The organism is Comamonas testosteroni TK102 (genome assembly GCF_000739375.1).
Classification (GTDB): domain Bacteria; phylum Pseudomonadota; class Gammaproteobacteria; order Burkholderiales; family Burkholderiaceae_C; genus Comamonas; species Comamonas brasiliensis.
The window spans coordinates 5,373,282-5,389,004 of the sequence record NZ_CP006704.1 but is presented as its reverse complement, the minus strand read 5'-3'; the positions used below and the strand labels follow the sequence as shown (position 1 = coordinate 5,389,004).

The 15,723-nt window shown below is 63.7% G+C and carries 12 protein-coding genes and 2 tRNA genes; 5 read left to right on the top strand and 9 right to left on the bottom strand.

The features are described from left to right. The first annotated feature begins 319 nt into the window (after nt 1-319). Together O987_RS24405 and O987_RS24400 are read left to right on the top strand one after the other, a co-directional pair. The gene (locus tag O987_RS24405) at nt 320-2,500 is read left to right on the top strand and encodes a TonB-dependent receptor domain-containing protein (protein ID WP_043375326.1); all 2,181 of its coding nucleotides are present in this window, start codon (nt 320-322) and stop codon (nt 2,498-2,500) included. A gap of 209 nt (nt 2,501-2,709) precedes the next feature. Beyond that, entirely contained in the window at nt 2,710-3,282 is a 573-nt protein-coding gene (locus O987_RS24400) for a DUF4124 domain-containing protein (RefSeq protein WP_043375324.1), read from the top strand. A gap of 28 nt (nt 3,283-3,310) precedes the next feature. Here the strand turns inward: O987_RS24400 and O987_RS24395 are convergent, their stop codons facing one another. From O987_RS24395 to O987_RS24385, 3 genes are all read right to left on the bottom strand, one after another. Then, complete coding sequence (locus tag O987_RS24395) at nt 3,311-3,991, bottom strand: Fe2+-dependent dioxygenase (protein ID WP_043375322.1); 681 nt, start codon at nt 3,989-3,991, stop codon at nt 3,311-3,313. A gap of 200 nt (nt 3,992-4,191) precedes the next feature. Further along, a complete protein-coding gene (locus O987_RS24390; protein WP_043375320.1) occupies nt 4,192-6,549 on the bottom strand; it encodes a catecholate siderophore receptor Fiu in 2,358 nt (785 codons plus the stop codon). 340 nt (nt 6,550-6,889) lie between these two features. After that, nucleotides 6,890-7,333, bottom strand: coding sequence for a MarR family winged helix-turn-helix transcriptional regulator (locus O987_RS24385; protein ID WP_003050953.1), 444 nt, complete (start codon nt 7,331-7,333; stop codon nt 6,890-6,892). 67 nt (nt 7,334-7,400) lie between these two features. Between O987_RS24385 and O987_RS24380 the strand changes: the two genes are divergently transcribed. Together O987_RS24380 and O987_RS24375 are read left to right on the top strand one after the other, a co-directional pair. After that, nucleotides 7,401-8,201 (top strand): siderophore-interacting protein, encoded by an 801-nt coding sequence (locus O987_RS24380; RefSeq protein ID WP_043375316.1) that lies wholly within the window; start codon nt 7,401-7,403, stop codon nt 8,199-8,201. Then, nucleotides 8,194-8,469 carry a DUF2798 domain-containing protein gene (locus tag O987_RS24375; protein ID WP_003050957.1) on the top strand — a complete coding sequence of 92 codons (276 nt, stop codon included), beginning with the start codon at nt 8,194-8,196 and terminating at the stop codon, nt 8,467-8,469. Before O987_RS24380 ends, O987_RS24375 begins: the two co-directional genes overlap by 8 nt. 7 nt (nt 8,470-8,476) lie before the next feature. Here the strand turns inward: O987_RS24375 and O987_RS24370 are convergent, their stop codons facing one another. From O987_RS24370 to O987_RS24350, 5 genes are all read right to left on the bottom strand, one after another. Further along, complete coding sequence (locus tag O987_RS24370) at nt 8,477-9,439, bottom strand: MBL fold metallo-hydrolase (RefSeq protein ID WP_043375314.1); 963 nt, start codon at nt 9,437-9,439, stop codon at nt 8,477-8,479. A gap of 94 nt (nt 9,440-9,533) precedes the next feature. Beyond that, the gene (locus tag O987_RS24365) at nt 9,534-10,031 is read right to left on the bottom strand and encodes a bacteriohemerythrin (protein ID WP_080731603.1); all 498 of its coding nucleotides are present in this window, start codon (nt 10,029-10,031) and stop codon (nt 9,534-9,536) included. A gap of 71 nt (nt 10,032-10,102) precedes the next feature. After that, nucleotides 10,103-10,177: transfer RNA gene (locus O987_RS24360), tRNA-Val, on the bottom strand. A gap of 6 nt (nt 10,178-10,183) precedes the next feature. Continuing rightward, nucleotides 10,184-10,258 (bottom strand) — tRNA-Val (locus tag O987_RS24355). A 65-nt stretch (nt 10,259-10,323) separates the two neighbouring features. Then, nucleotides 10,324-12,033: an AMP-binding protein gene (locus O987_RS24350; RefSeq protein ID WP_043375312.1), complete on the bottom strand. Its 1,710-nt coding sequence runs from the start codon at nt 12,031-12,033 to the stop codon at nt 10,324-10,326. A 184-nt stretch (nt 12,034-12,217) separates the two neighbouring features. Between O987_RS24350 and O987_RS24345 the strand changes: the two genes are divergently transcribed. After that, the gene (locus O987_RS24345; RefSeq protein ID WP_080731602.1) at nt 12,218-13,213 is read left to right on the top strand and encodes an esterase/lipase family protein; all 996 of its coding nucleotides are present in this window, start codon (nt 12,218-12,220) and stop codon (nt 13,211-13,213) included. Here the strand turns inward: O987_RS24345 and O987_RS24340 are convergent. Then, on the bottom strand, nt 13,153-15,600 hold the full coding sequence (locus O987_RS24340; protein WP_043375310.1) for a DUF3772 domain-containing protein: 2,448 nt from the start codon (nt 15,598-15,600) through the stop codon (nt 13,153-13,155). The two genes, O987_RS24345 and O987_RS24340, sit on opposite strands and share 61 nt — an antisense overlap. Nucleotides 15,601-15,723 lie beyond the last annotated feature (123 nt).

Genomic DNA, 15,723 nt, shown 5'->3' with positions numbered 1-15,723 from the left:
TGCCCGAAAGGGTCAGGGCGCTTTTTTCATGGTGTTCCGGCTCGCGCGAAACTGCTCATATCTTCTCGGGCTTGCCGGTGCGCGCGCAATACCACGCAAAGTTTGATGTAGGTGAATAACCTACAAACAGATGGCGAATGAGACTGGTTTGCGTTTACAAAAAATACATAATTGCAACCGTCAGAGCCCATAACGTCACATACAACCTCGGCTTTGTCTCCCTCAAGCTGCCTGCCAGCTGCCAAGAAGGCCCCACGGGCCACCGCTTTCTACCCCTGTTTGTGAACGACCTGCCCCCAGGGCAGGCCGAGGAGTCATCATGTCCAACGCCGCTATCAGCCGCGCCTGCCGCATTGGCTGGCAACCCCGTTTACTGGCCCTGGCCGCTGCCGCCACCTGCGCCAGCACTGCCGCTTTTGCGCAAGCCAGGGAGTCCACCATGGAGGAGGTGGTGGTCTCGGCCTCCGGCTTCGAGCAGGAGCTGAAGAATGCCCCGGCCTCCATCTCCGTCGTGACGCGCCAGGAGCTGGAGACCAAGAACTTCCGCGATCTGGCCGAAGCCCTGCAGGGCGTGGAAGGCATTGATGTGATGGGTGGCACCGGCAAGACCGGCGGCCTCGACATCAGCATCCGCGGCATGCCCAGCGACTACACGCTGATCCTGATCGACGGGCGCCGCCAGAACGTGGCCGGCGACGTCACGCCCAACGGCTTCGGCGCGGCACTGACCAGCTTCATGCCGCCGATCTCGGCCATCGAACGCATCGAGGTCATTCGCGGCCCCATGTCCACGCTCTACGGTTCGGACGCCATGGGCGGCGTGATCAACATCATCACGCGCAAGGTCAGCAAGGAATGGGGCGGCGAGGTCAGCGTGGGCATGGGCCTGCCGCAGGACAGCGAATGGGGCAACCAGTATCGCGGCAACTTCTATGTCAACGGTCCCATCAAGCAGGATCTGCTGGGTCTGGCCGTGCGCGGAAGCACCTATAGCCGCGACGCTTCCGACTGGGTGCTGGCACCCGGCGCGGCCCAGCCCGCCGGTGCACGCAACCCCGCGCCAGCGCAAAGCCGTCAGCACAGCCTGGGTGCCAAGCTGACGCTGACGCCCAACCGCTATCACGATATCTGGCTGGATGTGGACCAGGGCCGCACCTGGTACAACAACGAAGATGGCCGTCTGGGCAATCGCGATGCGGAAGCGCCACGCAATCCGCCCGGTTACAAGGATGCGCTGCGCTTCAACCGCGATCAGGTCACCATCGGCCATACCGGCCGTCTGGGCTTCGGCACGCTGGAAAGCAGCCTGATGCATACCGAAACCGAGACCATCGGTCGCACCATTCCCGGCGCGGCAGTGCCGACCAACGACCCGCGCCGTGGCGCAGACCGCGAACTCAAGACCACCAATCTGGTGCTGGACAGCAAGCTGGTGGCGCCCGTGGGTGATGCCCATATGCTGACCGTGGGCGGCCAGTTCTGGGATGCCAAGCTCAAGGACGGCCTGCTGCCGCAAAGCCACAAGCAGACCATGTGGTCGCTGTTCGTGGAAGACGAATGGCGTCTGCGCCAGGGCCTGACCGCCACGCTGGGCGGTCGCTATGACCACCATGACGCCTTTGGCGGCCAGTTCAGCCCGCGCGCCTATCTGGTCTGGGATGCGACAGCGAACTGGACCTTCAAGGGCGGCGTGAGCCAGGGCTTCAAGGCGCCGCGCCTGAACCAGCTGATCGACGGTGTCAGTGGCGTCAGCGGCCAGGGCACGACCATCAATATCGGCAACCCCAATCTCAAGCCCGAGACCAGCACCAATGTGGAACTGTCGGCCCTGTTCGACAACAAGGCGGGCTGGACCAGCGCGGCCACCTTCTTCCATAACGATGTCAAGGACAAGATTGCCTCGGGCGGCTCCTGCGCCACGGCAGCCATCTCCAGCTGCGCCTACAACCCCACGGCCGATTACGCCATCAATGTGGACAAGGCCAAGACCTGGGGTCTGGAGCTGAGCAGCCGCGCCCAGCTGGCCAAGGACTGGGCCGTCAAGGCCGGCTACACCTGGACCAACAGCGAGGTGATCGAAGGAGGCCGCAAGAACGGTCAGCTGGCCAACACCGCCAAGCATATTGCCAGCGCCCAGCTGGACTGGACCCCGAGCAGCCAGTGGCGTCTGTGGGCACGCGGCGAGTACCGCAGCAAGAGCCCGCGCTTCAGCGGCTCCTACGACAATCTGAGCAATGCCAACAAGGCCGTGTTCGATGCCGTGGGCGATATCAAGGGCTATGCGCTGTTCCATCTGGGCGGCAGCTATCAGGTCAACAAGAGCCTGAGCCTGAACGCCAGCATCTTCAATCTGTTCGACAAGGACTTCCGCAAGTACCAGCAGGTCAGCGTCAACGGCACGCCGACCTGGGTGAACAGCTATTTCCAGGGCGGCTCCTCGGTGTCGGGCGTGACCCAGGCCGGCCGCACCTTCTGGATCACGGCGAACATGAAGTTCTGAGGCTGAGCGCTTCACAAGCGGTATGAGCTTCTGAATCAGGAGCTGTCAGCGCTTATCAATCATCGGTTTCAAGCTGTTTTAGGTCTGAAATCAATGATGAAAAAGCGTTGGTAGCTCCTGTTTTCATATTTCTGATGTTTGGATACACTTCTTTACAAATGCGGGTTCTGCGCATGGCAGACCCATATCGAGTGAGGGAGAAAGTCGCAATGTCAGCAGCAAGAGGCCGCGTGCTCATCGCCACGCTGGGACTGGTCTGGGTCGGTGCCCTGATGGCACAGCCCGTCTACAAATGGGTGGATGCGCAGGGGCAGACGCATTACGGCTCGCAACTGCCGCCGCAGCAGGCGGATGCGTCGCAGGTCAAGGTCTCGCCCAACGGCAGCTCGGGCGCGGGCGCGGGGCGCTTTGGCGAAGGAGCCGAGGCACGCAATCCCGACGGCACCAGGAAGCTGCCCAAGGGCGCGCAGGAAATGGCCGACGGTCTGGCCCAGGGCCTGAGAAAGGTCGATGGCAAGGAGGTGGCGCTGAACTGCGCGCTGGCGGTGGACAATATCCGCAGCCAGATCGAGACCATGCTGGAAAACGGCCAGAAAAACCTCAGGGGCGGCTATATCACCCAGGCCCAGTACGACAGCTCGGCGGGCAACTTCGTGAAGTTGCGCTCCCAGGCCACGGTCAGCGACTGCAAGGCCGCCACGGGCCGCTCGCGCGATATGTACCAGTGCATGACCAGCATGCACAACCACCTGGTCGGCTGTGCCGAAAAGCACAGGCCCTGAGCTGTTCAGCCGGTTTCAGAACCTGTTCTCAGGTCTCGGCCCACATGCGCAGCAGGTTGTGATAGTGGCCGGTCAGGCTGACGCTCTCCTCGGTTTCGCCGAATTTCCCACGCAGGCTGGTGATGGCCTGGTCCATCTCGAACAGCAGGGCCCGGCGCGCATCGTCGCGCACCATGCTCTGGGCCCAGAAGAAGGAGCAGACCCGCTCACCGCGTGTCACAGGCTCGACCCGGTGCAGGCTGGTGGAGGGGTAGAGGATGAGGTCGCCCGCAGGCAGCTTGACCTCGTGCGTGCCGTAGGTGTCGACCACGACCAGCTCGCCGCCCTCGTAGTCCTCGGGCTCGCAGAGAAACAGGGTGCAGGACACATCGGTGCGCAGCCACTGCTCGGAGCCCGCGACGCGGCGTGCCGCGCCGTCCACATGCAGGCCGTAGGTCTCGCTGTCGCTGTAGCGGTTGAACAGCGGCGGCATGGTGCGCGCGGGCAGGGCGGCGCTGAAGAACAGCGGGCTGGCTGCCAGCGCCTGCAAGATGATGCGGCCCTGCTCCCGGGCCACGGGCGAGTGCTCGGGCAGTTGCCGGTTGCGCTTGACCTGGGCGCCCTGGCTGCCCACGGTGGCGCGGCCGTCGACCCAGTCGGCGGCATCGATGGCGGCACGCATGCTGGCGACCTGCTCGCGGCTCAGGACCTGGGGGATATGCAGCATCATGGTGAGAATTCTTTGAAATGGAGAAGCCCCGCTTGGGCGAGGCTGCAAGTCGGAAAGTGGATCGCTGTCGCTGAAGACGGCGCGATCCAGGCAAGAGACAGCGAGCAAGCGCCGCCGCGCGGCCAGGCTGTCGTCCCCCTCCGGCGCTCAGCGCCAGAGAGAGGGAAGGCGCGCCAGCGCCTCAGGGTGAGAACTTCCAATCAGAACTTGAAGTTTGCCGTCAGACGGGCCGAGCGTGCAATGCCGGGGAAGTAGCGGTAGCCGCTCTTGTTGATGGCTGCCACATAGTCCTTGTCGAACAGATTGAAGACATTGAGCTGGATGTCCAGATTCTTGTTCACGCGGTAGCTGGCCATGGCATCGAACACCCAGTAGGCGTCGGTGTGGTTGGGCGTGCCCACGGCGCCGTCGGTGCCGCGCTTGAGGCCGCCGGCATAGCGCGCGCCGCCGCCGACCGTCAGGCCGAAGGGCAACTGGTAGGTGCTCCACAGGCTGAAGGCATTCTTGGGCGTATAGGTCAGGCCGTTGCTGGCGTCGGCTGCCACCAGGGCGCCGGTGTCGACCTTGGTGTTCTGCACGGTGTAGCCCGCGCTCACGCCCCAGGCCTTGTTGATCTGGCCGATCACGCCCAGTTCCAGGCCCTGCACGATTTTCTTGCCAGTCTGGCCCACGGTGCCGTCGGAGTTGGTGACGATCTCATTGGTCACCTCGGTACGGAACAGCGCGCCGCTGAGCATCAGATTCTTTTCCGCCAGCTCCCATTTGCTGCCCAGCTCCAGCGTCTTGGCCTTTTGCGGGTCCATATTCGGGTTGGCGGCATTGTTCAGCGCGGCCGACAGCGCAAAGTTGCTGCCGCCGGGTGGCTGCTGCGAGAGCGCGTAGTTCAGATAGACGCTGCCATTGGGGGCGGGCTTGTAGAGCAGGCCGGCCTTCCAGCTCAGCAGGGTGCCGGATTTGCTCAGACCGTCCGACGTGGTGGGCACCACGGTGCCCACGGGGTTGCTGCCGCAGGGCTGGGTGGTCGAGGTGGCCGTGCAGACCGCCATGGCGTTGTACGAGGTCTTGTAGCGGTCCAGACGCAGGCCCAGATTGGCCTGCCACTGGTCGTTGAACTTCAGCGTGTCGAAGGCATACAGCGCCACGGTGTCGGTCTTGCCCTTGCTGTCGGCACCGTTGCGTACATAGGCAGGCAAAGTGACGCTGGAGTCAGGGTTGTATACGCTGACCCGGGTAGGCACTGAGCCAGAGGTCACCAAGCCGTAATTGGTCTGTTCCTCGCGCGTCAGCTCCAGGCCCAGGCTCAGATCATGCTGCACGCTGCCGGTGGCAAGGCTGGTGCTCAGATTGGTCTGGTTGGTCAGGATGCGGTTGACCTGATCCTTGGTGTTGATGAGGCGCGCCATCGACCATGTGGATGGATCGGCGGGGTTGGGAGTCTGCAGCCCATTGCTGCCAAGCACGCCATTCGTAGAATATCCCTGGCCCATGATGGCCGAGAGCAGATAGTCCTGCTTGGTCTCGCCCCAGCGCGTGGTGTTGCGCAGCTTGGTGGTGGATGTGAAGTCATGCTCCACCTTCAGCGTGGCCATGGTGGCCGTCACATCGTCGTGATCGGAGGCCGTGCCGTAGAAGTTCTTGCTATTGACGCGTGCTGCCGAATCCAGAAAGGCGCGGCGGCCTGCATAGCCTGCAGCGTCGGGCGAGGTGTAGCCGGGCAGGCCGATGGTGGCGACGCCGCCGTCGGGCACATTGCTCTGCTTGATGTGCAGCAGGTTCACGAACACGCGGGTGGGCGAGTTCAGGCCGAAGGCAATCGAGGGCGCAATGCCCCAGCGGTTGTTCTCGATGCCGTTGCGGCCCGCCACATTGGCGTCCTGCGCCATGGCGTTCAGGCGCACGGCCGTGCCGGTCTCGGCATTGACGACGCGATTCAGGTCGATGCTGGCGCGCTTGTAGCTTGCCGAACCCAGGCCCAGCGAGCCGCCGAAGCTGTTGTTCAGATTGGCCTGCTTGCTCACCAGGTTGATAGCGCCGGTGGGGGCGCTGCGGCCGTAGTCGGTGCCGGCCGGGCCCTTGGTGACTTCGACCTGATCGATGTTGAACATGTCGCGCGAGATCGAGCCGATGTCGCGCACGCCGTCCACATAGATGCTGCTGGAGCTGTCGAAGCCACGCATATAGACGGCGTCGCCCGTGCTGGTGTTGCCGTTCTCGCCTGCGTAGAAGGTGCCGGCGCCGGGCACATTGCGCAGCGCCTCTGTCAGCGTGGTCGCGCCCTGCTCCTGCAGCAGCTGCACCTTGATGACGTTGACGGTCTGCGTGGTGTTGACCAGCGGCTGGGTGAACTTGGGCGAAGACAGCTGGCCGGGCGTGTAGCCGGTGTCGGCCTTGCCTTCCACCTTGACCTCCTTGAGCGTGGTTTCGGCGGACTGGGCCTGCGCCGACAGTGCCAGCGTGGCACCGGCCAGCACGGTGGCGCAGGCGACCAGACCGGCGCAGGAGGGCATGCGACCCGCAGAATGCTTGCGGCTTTGGATATAGATGTTGGATTGAGCCATGTTGAAAGGACTGGTAGTGAAGACAGTTGGCTGGCTGGTACGGGCTGTCTGCACTTGTGATGCGACCGCAGACGAGGGTGGCGTCCGGGCGAAGTCCTGGCTAGCTAAAGCGTACTCGGGTACGAATGCATCAGATGATAATGATTCTTAATAAAACTTTGCGAAAATTTACAGAGAATCATCTCTGGCGTTGTTGCACAGCAACATGTTCGGGATAGGCGGGCACTCGCTTCACTTTGGATATGAGAGCAGCTGCCGCCTTTCCCATCTGCACTTCAGGTTGCTAGGCCATTGAAGTCATTGAGCAGCATGCGCTGGCTGCTTCTTTTTTAGAGAGTGCTTACGGTCGCGTAGCCTGGGCGCCGTCCAGTGCCTGCCGCAGCAGTTCATGCAGCAAGGCCTGCTGGGCTGCGGGTGTGGCGCTGAGCAGCTCGGTGGCTATCTGCTCGCGCCGGTGTCTGAGCTGATCGAACAGCTGCTGTCCCCGGGCGCTGAGTTGCAGGCAGCGCACGCGCTTGTCGGCTTCGCTGGCCGAGCGCTCCAGCCAGCCCTTGTCCTGCAACTGGGCCAGGGTGCGCGCCATCTGGGCCTTGTCGGTGTGGCTGTGCTCGACCAGTTCCTTTTGCGTGATGCCGGGGTGGCGACCGGTGTGCATGAGGATGCGGAATTCGTTGAAAGTCAGCCCCGGTTGCACCGCTTCAAGCGACTGGAGCAGGCGTGCGCGAAACAGGTGCAGCAGATCGTGCAGCACCTCGAACACATCGGCGGCGATGGATGAACTCATGGTGGGAAAGGTTGTTTGTTGACTTAGTCAACTTATTAATGGATATTTCGTGGACTTTATCAACTTAATGAAAATCATGTCCAACACCGAGACAGTGTCCATCATGCAGCGTGTACGCCACGAATTCCGCTCCCGCCATGTGCAGTTGCTGGCGCGCGAGCAGCTCAGCCCCGGCTTTATCCGCCTGACCGTGGGCGGCCCCGAACTGGCAGGCTTTGTCAGCGCGGGCTTTGACGACCATACCAAGCTCATCCTGCCTCAGGCCGGGATGGACAGGCCCAATCTGCCGCAGATGGTCGACGGTCGCCCGCATATCGACGGAGAGCGCCCCACCATGCGCGACTACACGCCGCTGAACTACGACGCCGCCCGCAACACACTGCAGCTGGAGTTCGCCGAGCATGGCTCGGGCCCCGCCGTGGAATGGGCGCGCACAGCCCCCATCGGCCAGTGGCTGGGCCTGGCCGGCCCGCGCGGCAGCCTGGTCGTGCCCGCCGACCTGGACTGGCATGTGCTGCTGGGCGATGAAAGCGCCATGCCCGCGATGGAGCGCCGCCTGGCGGAACTGCCGGTCGGCAGCCGCGCCATCGTGCGGGTGCAGATCGGCAACCCGGCCGACCAGCGCCGCTGGAGCAGTGCTGCGCAGCTGGATCTGCAATGGGTGGAGTCCCTGGCCGCTGCCGTCGATGCGCTGGAGCTGCCAGAAGGCGAGGGCTTTGTCTGGGCGGCAGGAGAGAATCGTGCCATGGCCGATCTGCGCAAGCGCATTCTGGCCAAGCCCGGTGCCAATCCCAAGCGCATGCGGATTGCTTCCTACTGGAAGCAGGGCGAGGCCGCCCACCACGAGGAACTGAGCGCGAATGACTGAAGAGGCAAGTCCGCCTTCACGACTGACTGCAATACCGCGCCGCAAGCTGCACAAGCGCTACACACCCCTGGTGTTTGCCTTCTACATGGCGCTGATCATGGCGTTCTTCATGTGCTGCATCATCGTGGCTGCCAGCGGCGGCCTGGGGGCAGGCTATGGATGGCGAGTGCTCAAGGCCTATGCGCTGGCCATGCCTTCGGCCTTTGCTTGCGTGGTGCTGGTGCGTCCGCTGGTCATGCGGCTGGTTGCCGCCACCGTGCAGCACTGAGCGTTCCTCACTGATTGAGCAGGATGGGCACACCGGCCGCATCGCGCCGCAGCTCGGCTGCGCCGCTGGCCACCAGGCTCTCGATCAGGCTGTCCAGCCATTGCTGTGCCGTTTGCGCGCCAAAGTAGCTCTGGTGCAGAGTGCCGAAATAGGGCGTGGCATGAACCCAGCTCTGCAGCTCCTGTACCCTGATGCTTTGCCACTCCAGCAGCTTGTATTTGAGCAGCACCTTGGCGGCATAGCTGGCATGGCGTTCCGGCGCCTGGACAAAGCCGGCCAGCCGCTTGCGGGCAATACCCAGAGCCGCCTGCACATCGCCAAACAGGCCACCGTGTCCGGGCACGACAAGGCGGGGCTCCAGGCGCTCGATCACGTCCAGGGTCGCGGCGACCTCGTCAAAGGCGGCAATGCCTTCGATTTCGGGGAACACCACGCCAAAGCCGTTCTCCCACAGCGCATCGGCAGAGATCAGGATGCGGCTGTCGGGCTCGAACAGAATCACCGAATGTGGATCATGGCCGGGGGCTGCATGGATCTGCCAGTCGCGCCCCGAAAGGCGCACCGTGCTGCCGGGCTGCAGCAGGCCCGTGATGGCAAAGCGCGGGCATTCCTGGCCCGTGGGGGCATAGCTGAGGGCGGTTTCGTCCCAGTTGCGCACCTGCTCGGCCTGGCCCGGTGCGATAAAGGTCTGCACCTGTGGATAAGCTTGCTGCAGCGCGGCATTGCCGCCGCAATGGTCGCTGTGCAGATGGGTGTTGAGAATGCGCGCCAGCGGCTGACCGGCCAGCGTGCTTTCGATCAGCGCCAGGGTTTGCGCGCTATGCGCGACATAGCCGGTGTCGATGACGGCGGCACCTTCGGCATCACCGGCCTGCGCGGCAAAGACGATGTTGTTGGCCGACAGCCAGCCGCGCTCCAGCACGGCCATGCCGGGCGGCAGTGGGACATGCATTGCCGGGGATGCATTCATCGGACTGGTCTCCTGTACGGTGCTTGGTGTTTTGCACAAGCCTAGCAGACCGCTCATCGCGCAGCTGTCGCGCGGGCGAGCAGCTCAGTGCTGCTCAGTGTGACTCGGCCGAAGACAGGATGTTGCGGCGAATCACCACGGGCTTGCCGCCAAAGCGCTGCTTGGACAGCCAGTGCGCAAGGGCCGAATCAAGATGCGTGGCATGGCCCGGGAACCAGTCCACCAGGGCCCGGGTCAGATCGCGGCAGAGCGCGACATTGCCTGCGGCGAGCTTGATGCGGACTTCTGCCACGGACTTGAGCACGGCCGCATGTTCGTCGATATGGCAGTCGCGAGGCGGGAAGCCGGTGCTCAGCATCCACTGGTCTTCTTCGGCAAAGTGTTGCTGTAGATGGCTTTCCATGGCTTGCAGCAGGCCGGGCAACTGCTCGTCGCCGGCGCATTCGAGCCGGCCTGCCAGCTGCACGAATTCCTCGTGAATCTCGTCCATGGCGCCGTGACCCATCAGCATCGCGTCGCTCCAGGCCAGGGAGGGTGTCTCTTTCATAGTGGTCTTCTTGTTGTCAGGCGGTGCCTGCTGCGGAAGATCCATTATGCAAGGGTCGCGCAATGGGAGCGGCCAGAGAAAAAGCCTCTTGGGACGATGTCTCAAGAGGCTTTGTCTGGTGCGTGATACATGGATCGAACATGTGACCCCTGCCGTGTGAAGGCAGTGCTCTACCGCTGAGCTAATCACGCAATAACTGGTGGGTGATACATGGATCGAACATGTGACCCCTGCCGTGTGAAGGCAGTGCTCTACCGCTGAGCTAATCACCCGAAGACCGCAATTCTAGCAGCAACTTTGGTGGCCTTCGGGAAAACTCGTAAATTTTCTGAAAAAGTCAGTTCGAGCGCAGTTCGCGCCGCAGGATCTTGCCCACATTGGTCTTGGGCAGTTCGTCGCGGAATTCGATATGGCGTGGTCGCTTGTAGCCCGTCAGCTGCTCCTGGCAGTAGCGCATGACACGGTCTTCGGTCAGCGAGGGGTCGCTGCGCACCACATAGACCTTGATGGATTCGCCCTGCTGATCGTCCTTGACGCCCACGGCGGCGCATTCGAGCGCTCCGGGGCACATGGAGATGACGTTTTCCAGCTCGTTCGGATAGACGTTGAAGCCGCTGACCACCATCATGTCCTTTTTGCGGTCGATGATGCGGGTGTAGCCCTCGTCGTCCAGAACGCCGATATCGCCGGTGCGCATATAGCCGTCGGCCGTGAAGGCCTTGGCGGTTTCTGCCGGCTGGTTGTAGTAGCCCTGCATGACGTTGGGGCCCTTGATGCACAGCTCGCCGGCCTGGCCGTTGGGCAGGTTGCGGCCTTCATCGTCCTTGATGGCGACCGAGATGCTGGGCAGCGGCAGGCCGATGGTGCCGGTGAACTCCTTGTTGGTCACCGGATTGTTCGTGCCGATGGCGCAGGTCTCGCTCATGCCCCAGCCTTCGATCATGGCGCAGCCCGTGGTCTGCTGCCACTGACGTGCCGTGCCTTCGGAGGCGGCCATGCCGCCGGCCTGGGAGATGAACAGCTGGGAGAAATCGAGCTGGCGGAACTCGGGGTTGTGGAGCAGCGCGTTGAACAAGGTGTTCACGGCCGGCAGCACATGGAAGGGGCGCTTCTTGAGCACCTTGACGAATTTCGGGATATCGCGTGGATTGGGGATCAGGCTCAGGCTGCCTCCCAGTCGCATGGCGAACAGGCTCACGGTGAGCGCGAAGATGTGATAGAGCGGCAAGGCCGCGACGATATGGGTTTCGTTGGCCTTGACCCGGCCTTCCAGCGCAGGGGTGAACCAGGTATGAGCCTGCAGCGTGGCGGCAACGATGTTGCGATGGGTCAGCACCGCGCCCTTGGACAGCCCCGTGGTGCCGCCGGTGTATTGCAAAAAGGCCACCGAGTCCAGCGTGGCCGTGCTGGCAACGAGCTTGCGCCCGGCGCCCTCGGCCAGGGCCTTGTTGAACAGGGTGACCTGGCGCTGCGGGCCGGTGCTGCCATGAGCCGCGCCAAGGGGCAGATCGAAGGCCGGCACCATCTTGGCCAGATGGCGCACGGCAAAAGTGATCCAGCTGCCATACAGACCGCCGAGCAGATCGCCCATGCTGGTCAGGCAGATATGGCGGATATGGCTGCGCTCCAGCACCTGGGCCAGGGTGCGGGCAAAATTCTCCAGAATGATGATGGCCGTGGCGCCCGAGTCCTTGAGCTGATGCTCGAGCTCGCGCGCGGTGTAGAGCGGGTTGACGTTGACGCAGGTAAAGCCCGCACGCAGCACGCCGGCCATGCTGACGGCGAATTGCGGCACGTTGGGCAGCATGATGGCCACGCGCGCCCCTGGCTCCAGGCCCAGGCTCTGCAGCCAGGCCCCCATCTGTGCGGAGAACCTGTCCAGCTCGGCGTAGCTCATCCAGCGGTCCATGCAGACCGAAAACGGACGCTCTGCATGCTGGGCGAAGGCTTCTTCGAGCAGGTGCACCAGCGAGCGGTACTGCTCGGGCTGCACGTCGTGAGGCACATTGGGTGGATAGTTCTTGAACCAGGGAGCGGCAGCGTCCATAGAAGAGTTACCTTGCAGAAGCCGCTCGTCGTCCTGGGACGCGGGCGGCGGGTTGAACAAAGGGGCCAGCATGCAAAACCTGCGCTGCGGCTGATTCTGCGGATGCGGTCTGCCAGGGTCTACGGGGGCTTGTCCTAGGCGTTGATCGGCATGCTTGCTACGCTGCGCATGAGGAGGTGCCGCTGTGAATACCTGGTTCTGGCGCTGTGTGGTGATGGGCAGCTGGCTGGCACTGCTGCTCTGGTGCAGTTATTGGGGGCCGCGCTCAGCTGCCGTGGCCTTGCTGGGCGCGATGCTGGTTGCGGGCGGAGCCGGGCTGCAACTGGGCACGCAGATGCTGATGATGCGGGCGGTGCTGCGCAGCCGGGGCGTGCCGCTGCCGCCTGCCATGGTCGCGCTGCGGGCCTGGCTGTCGGAGTGGCGCTGGGCCTGGCGCTTGTTTGGCTGGCAGATTCCCTTTGGCGAACATGCCGAACCCGATGGAGCGCCCGAGGATCGCGAGGGCAGGCAGGAGCAAGGGCGGGTGGGCGTGGTGCTGGTGCACGGCTATTTCTGCAACCGTGGGGTGTGGGCCGTCTGGCTGCGCGGGCTCAAGGCACGCGGAATTCCCTGCATGGCCATGACGCTGGAGCCCGCGCATGGCAGTCCTGTCGATGCCATGGTGGACGATCTCGACAGGTGCGTGAAGGAGATCGTCCAGCGCACGCATCGCGCGCCGCTTCTGGTCGCGCACAGCATGGGCGGCCTGGTGGTGCGTGCCTGGCTCAAGCGCCTCGATCCCGATCAGCGTGCGCGTTATGCAGCCCATGTGGTCACGGTGGCCACGCCGCATGGCGGCGCCTGGCTGGCGCGGTTTGCGCAGCGCCTGCCGGCCGTGGACATGCGCGAGGGCAGCGATTGGTTGCAGCGGCTGGGGCAGCCGCCCCAGGATGTGTCATTCAGCTGCTGGTGCAGCAGCAGCGACAACATCGTCTTTCCTCCCGATCTGGCGGTCCTGCCGAATGCGCAGTGTCATCAGGTCGACGATGCAGCGCATATGCAGCTGCTGTTTGACCCGCGGGTCTGGCAGCACTGCCTGCAGTTGCAGGCGCAACTGCAGGGGCGACCGCAGGCGCGGTATCAGGCTGCCGAGGCAGGCGCCTCTGCAGCCGGTGCCGGGGCACGGGCCTGCGGGTCCTGAATCAGGTGGATGTCGGTGGCGGAGACCAGGGCGATCTTCTGCTCGGCGCAGCGCTGCAGCAGGCCGAACAGCAGGTCGCTGCGCGTGCTGTAGACATTGCGCGAGCTGGAGACATGGCCGAAGCTGGTGATGTTGACCACGCTGCCGTTGATTGAGTCCACATACATGGACGGAGCGGGGGTGCTCAGCACGGCCTCATGCTCGGCATACAGGCCCAGCAGCACCTCGCGCAGCTTGACGATATCGGTGTTCAGCGGTACCGAGAACGCGATCGAGATGCGGCCCAGCGCACCGTCCATGGTCAGGTTCTGCACGGACTTGGTGATGAACTCCGAGTTGGGCACGATGACGGTGGATTTGTCATCGGTCTGGATCTCGGTGGCACGCACGCTGATGCGGCGGATATCGCCGATCTGATCGCCGATGCGCACGCGGTCGCCCAGCTTCACGGGGCGCTCGGCCAGCAGAATCAGGCCCGAGACAAAGTTCTGCGTGATGGCCTGCAGACCAAAGCCGATGCCGACGGACAGGGCGCTGGCCAGCAGGGCCACTTTTTCAAAGCCAATGCCCAGGGCTGCCAGCGTCCACAGGCCGGACAGCAGAATGCCCGTGTAGCGGGCCACGGTGCTGATGGAGTTGCGTGCGCCTATGTCCAGCTCGGTCTTGGGCAGAAAGGTCTCCACCAGCCAGTGCTGCAAGGCGCCAAACAGCGTCAGCCCCGCCACCAGCACCAGCAGGCCGCGCAGGATGGTCATGGGGCGCAGGAAGGAGTCGCCCACGGGCAGGCCGTTGGTCAGCGAATCGGCCAGCACGATCAGGCTGCTGGAGTTGCCGAATGGCGCGATCAGCGCCATCAGCCCCAGCAGAAGCAGGCAGACACGCGTGAAGGCCGACAGCAGAACGCCGACCTGCTCCAGGCGCGATTGCTTGAGCCCCGTGCCGGCAGCGAAGCCCTGGCCGATACGGCTATCGCTTGAGCACAGCCAGGTAAAGAGGTCGTCGGCAAACTTCATCAGCAGCGAGGTGGCCAGAACCACCACCGTGATCCAGACCATCTGTGTGGCCGCGAAGACCGAAAAGTTCAGATAGCCGATCAGCGCCGCGATCAGCGCGGCCAGCACCGTCAGATGTCCGCCCAGCCAGGCCAGCATCAGCCAGCGGCTGGTTGCCGCAGGGCGGTAGTCGTCGCCATGGTGGGCGGCTTTTTCGCGTTCGGCCTGCTGCTGGCGCTTGCGTTGCTTGTTGATGACCATCAGCACCGACATGATGAGCACGGCATAGATCAGTGCAATCAGTCCATCCAGGGCCACGCTGCTGACGGCGCTGGTGCGCGCGGCTATGTCCACCGCGTTGAGCATCATGGAGAACCAGGTCAGGCCGGCGGCTCCCCAGGCAAAGCGTGTAAGCGCCGGGGCGGCGATGTCGTCGATATTGAGCAGTCGCCAGGTGGGGCGCTTGGGCACCAGCAGGCTGGCGCTGACGGAGAGGAAAAAGGCCGCGACAAATGAGGATTGAATCCAGGCGTCGGCCACGGTTTGCAGGCGCGGCGCAATCGCGTCTATGGAGCGCAGGCTCTCGATGAACACCAGGCTGGCCAGGCCGGGCAGTGCCGTGCCCACCAGCAGCATCCAGACGGCCAGACCCGTGCGGCGCAGCCGTCCGTTGGGGGCGTGGTCGGAGGCCGCAAATTTGCGGCCCGCATAGCGCAGGCCGATGCGCAGCGGAAACATCACGAACAGAGCCAGGGCAATGCCGGTCAGTGTGGCCGACCAGCCATGTTCGGCAATGGCGGCGTCAAAGCTGGTACGGCCCTGGCGTGTCAGGGCCGCAATGCGTTGCAGATCGGTCGGCAGATGCTCGGCAAACTGTTTCCACAGCGAAGGCGACAGCGGGGACGCCACCTTGCGGGCGATCTGCGCGTTGAACTGCTGGGTGCGGATTTTCTCGATGCTGTCCGTGGTCTGCTTGGCCTCCATGGACAGCAGCTTGCCGCGCTTGAGCGCGGAGTCCAGCTCGCTGTGCTGTTGGGCCAGATCCTTGCGTTGCAGACTCAGCTCCGGCGATTCCTCGCTGCCTTCGGCCACCGGCCCCAGCTGGGCAATGCGGGCATCGATCTGTTTGAGCAGCGGCTCCAGCGCCGTGACGGCGTTGTCGGCATCGCGTTTGGACTGCAGGGCTTTTTCGGACAGGGCCTGCAGCGTTTCGGAGGTGTCGGCATCGTCCAGCGACTGGCGTACCTTGTCCAGCGTGGTCGATGCCTGTTGAATCTGGGCGATGGAGGTGGTCTGGATATCGCCGTTGGCAGGCAGCTCGGCCGCGACGGCCAGACCTATGCAAAGTTGGAGCGCTAGAAGCCAGCGCAGCAGTTGGTTGCAGCGGTAATGCATTGTGAAGAAGTGAGTGGGCGGCAGTTTGCCTCTGGCGCTCACTATAGGTGCAATGCAGCAGGCAGGGTTTCAGGGCGCAGCCGGGCCAAACAGGGCTTGCAGCCCGGATATTCGGCATCGATT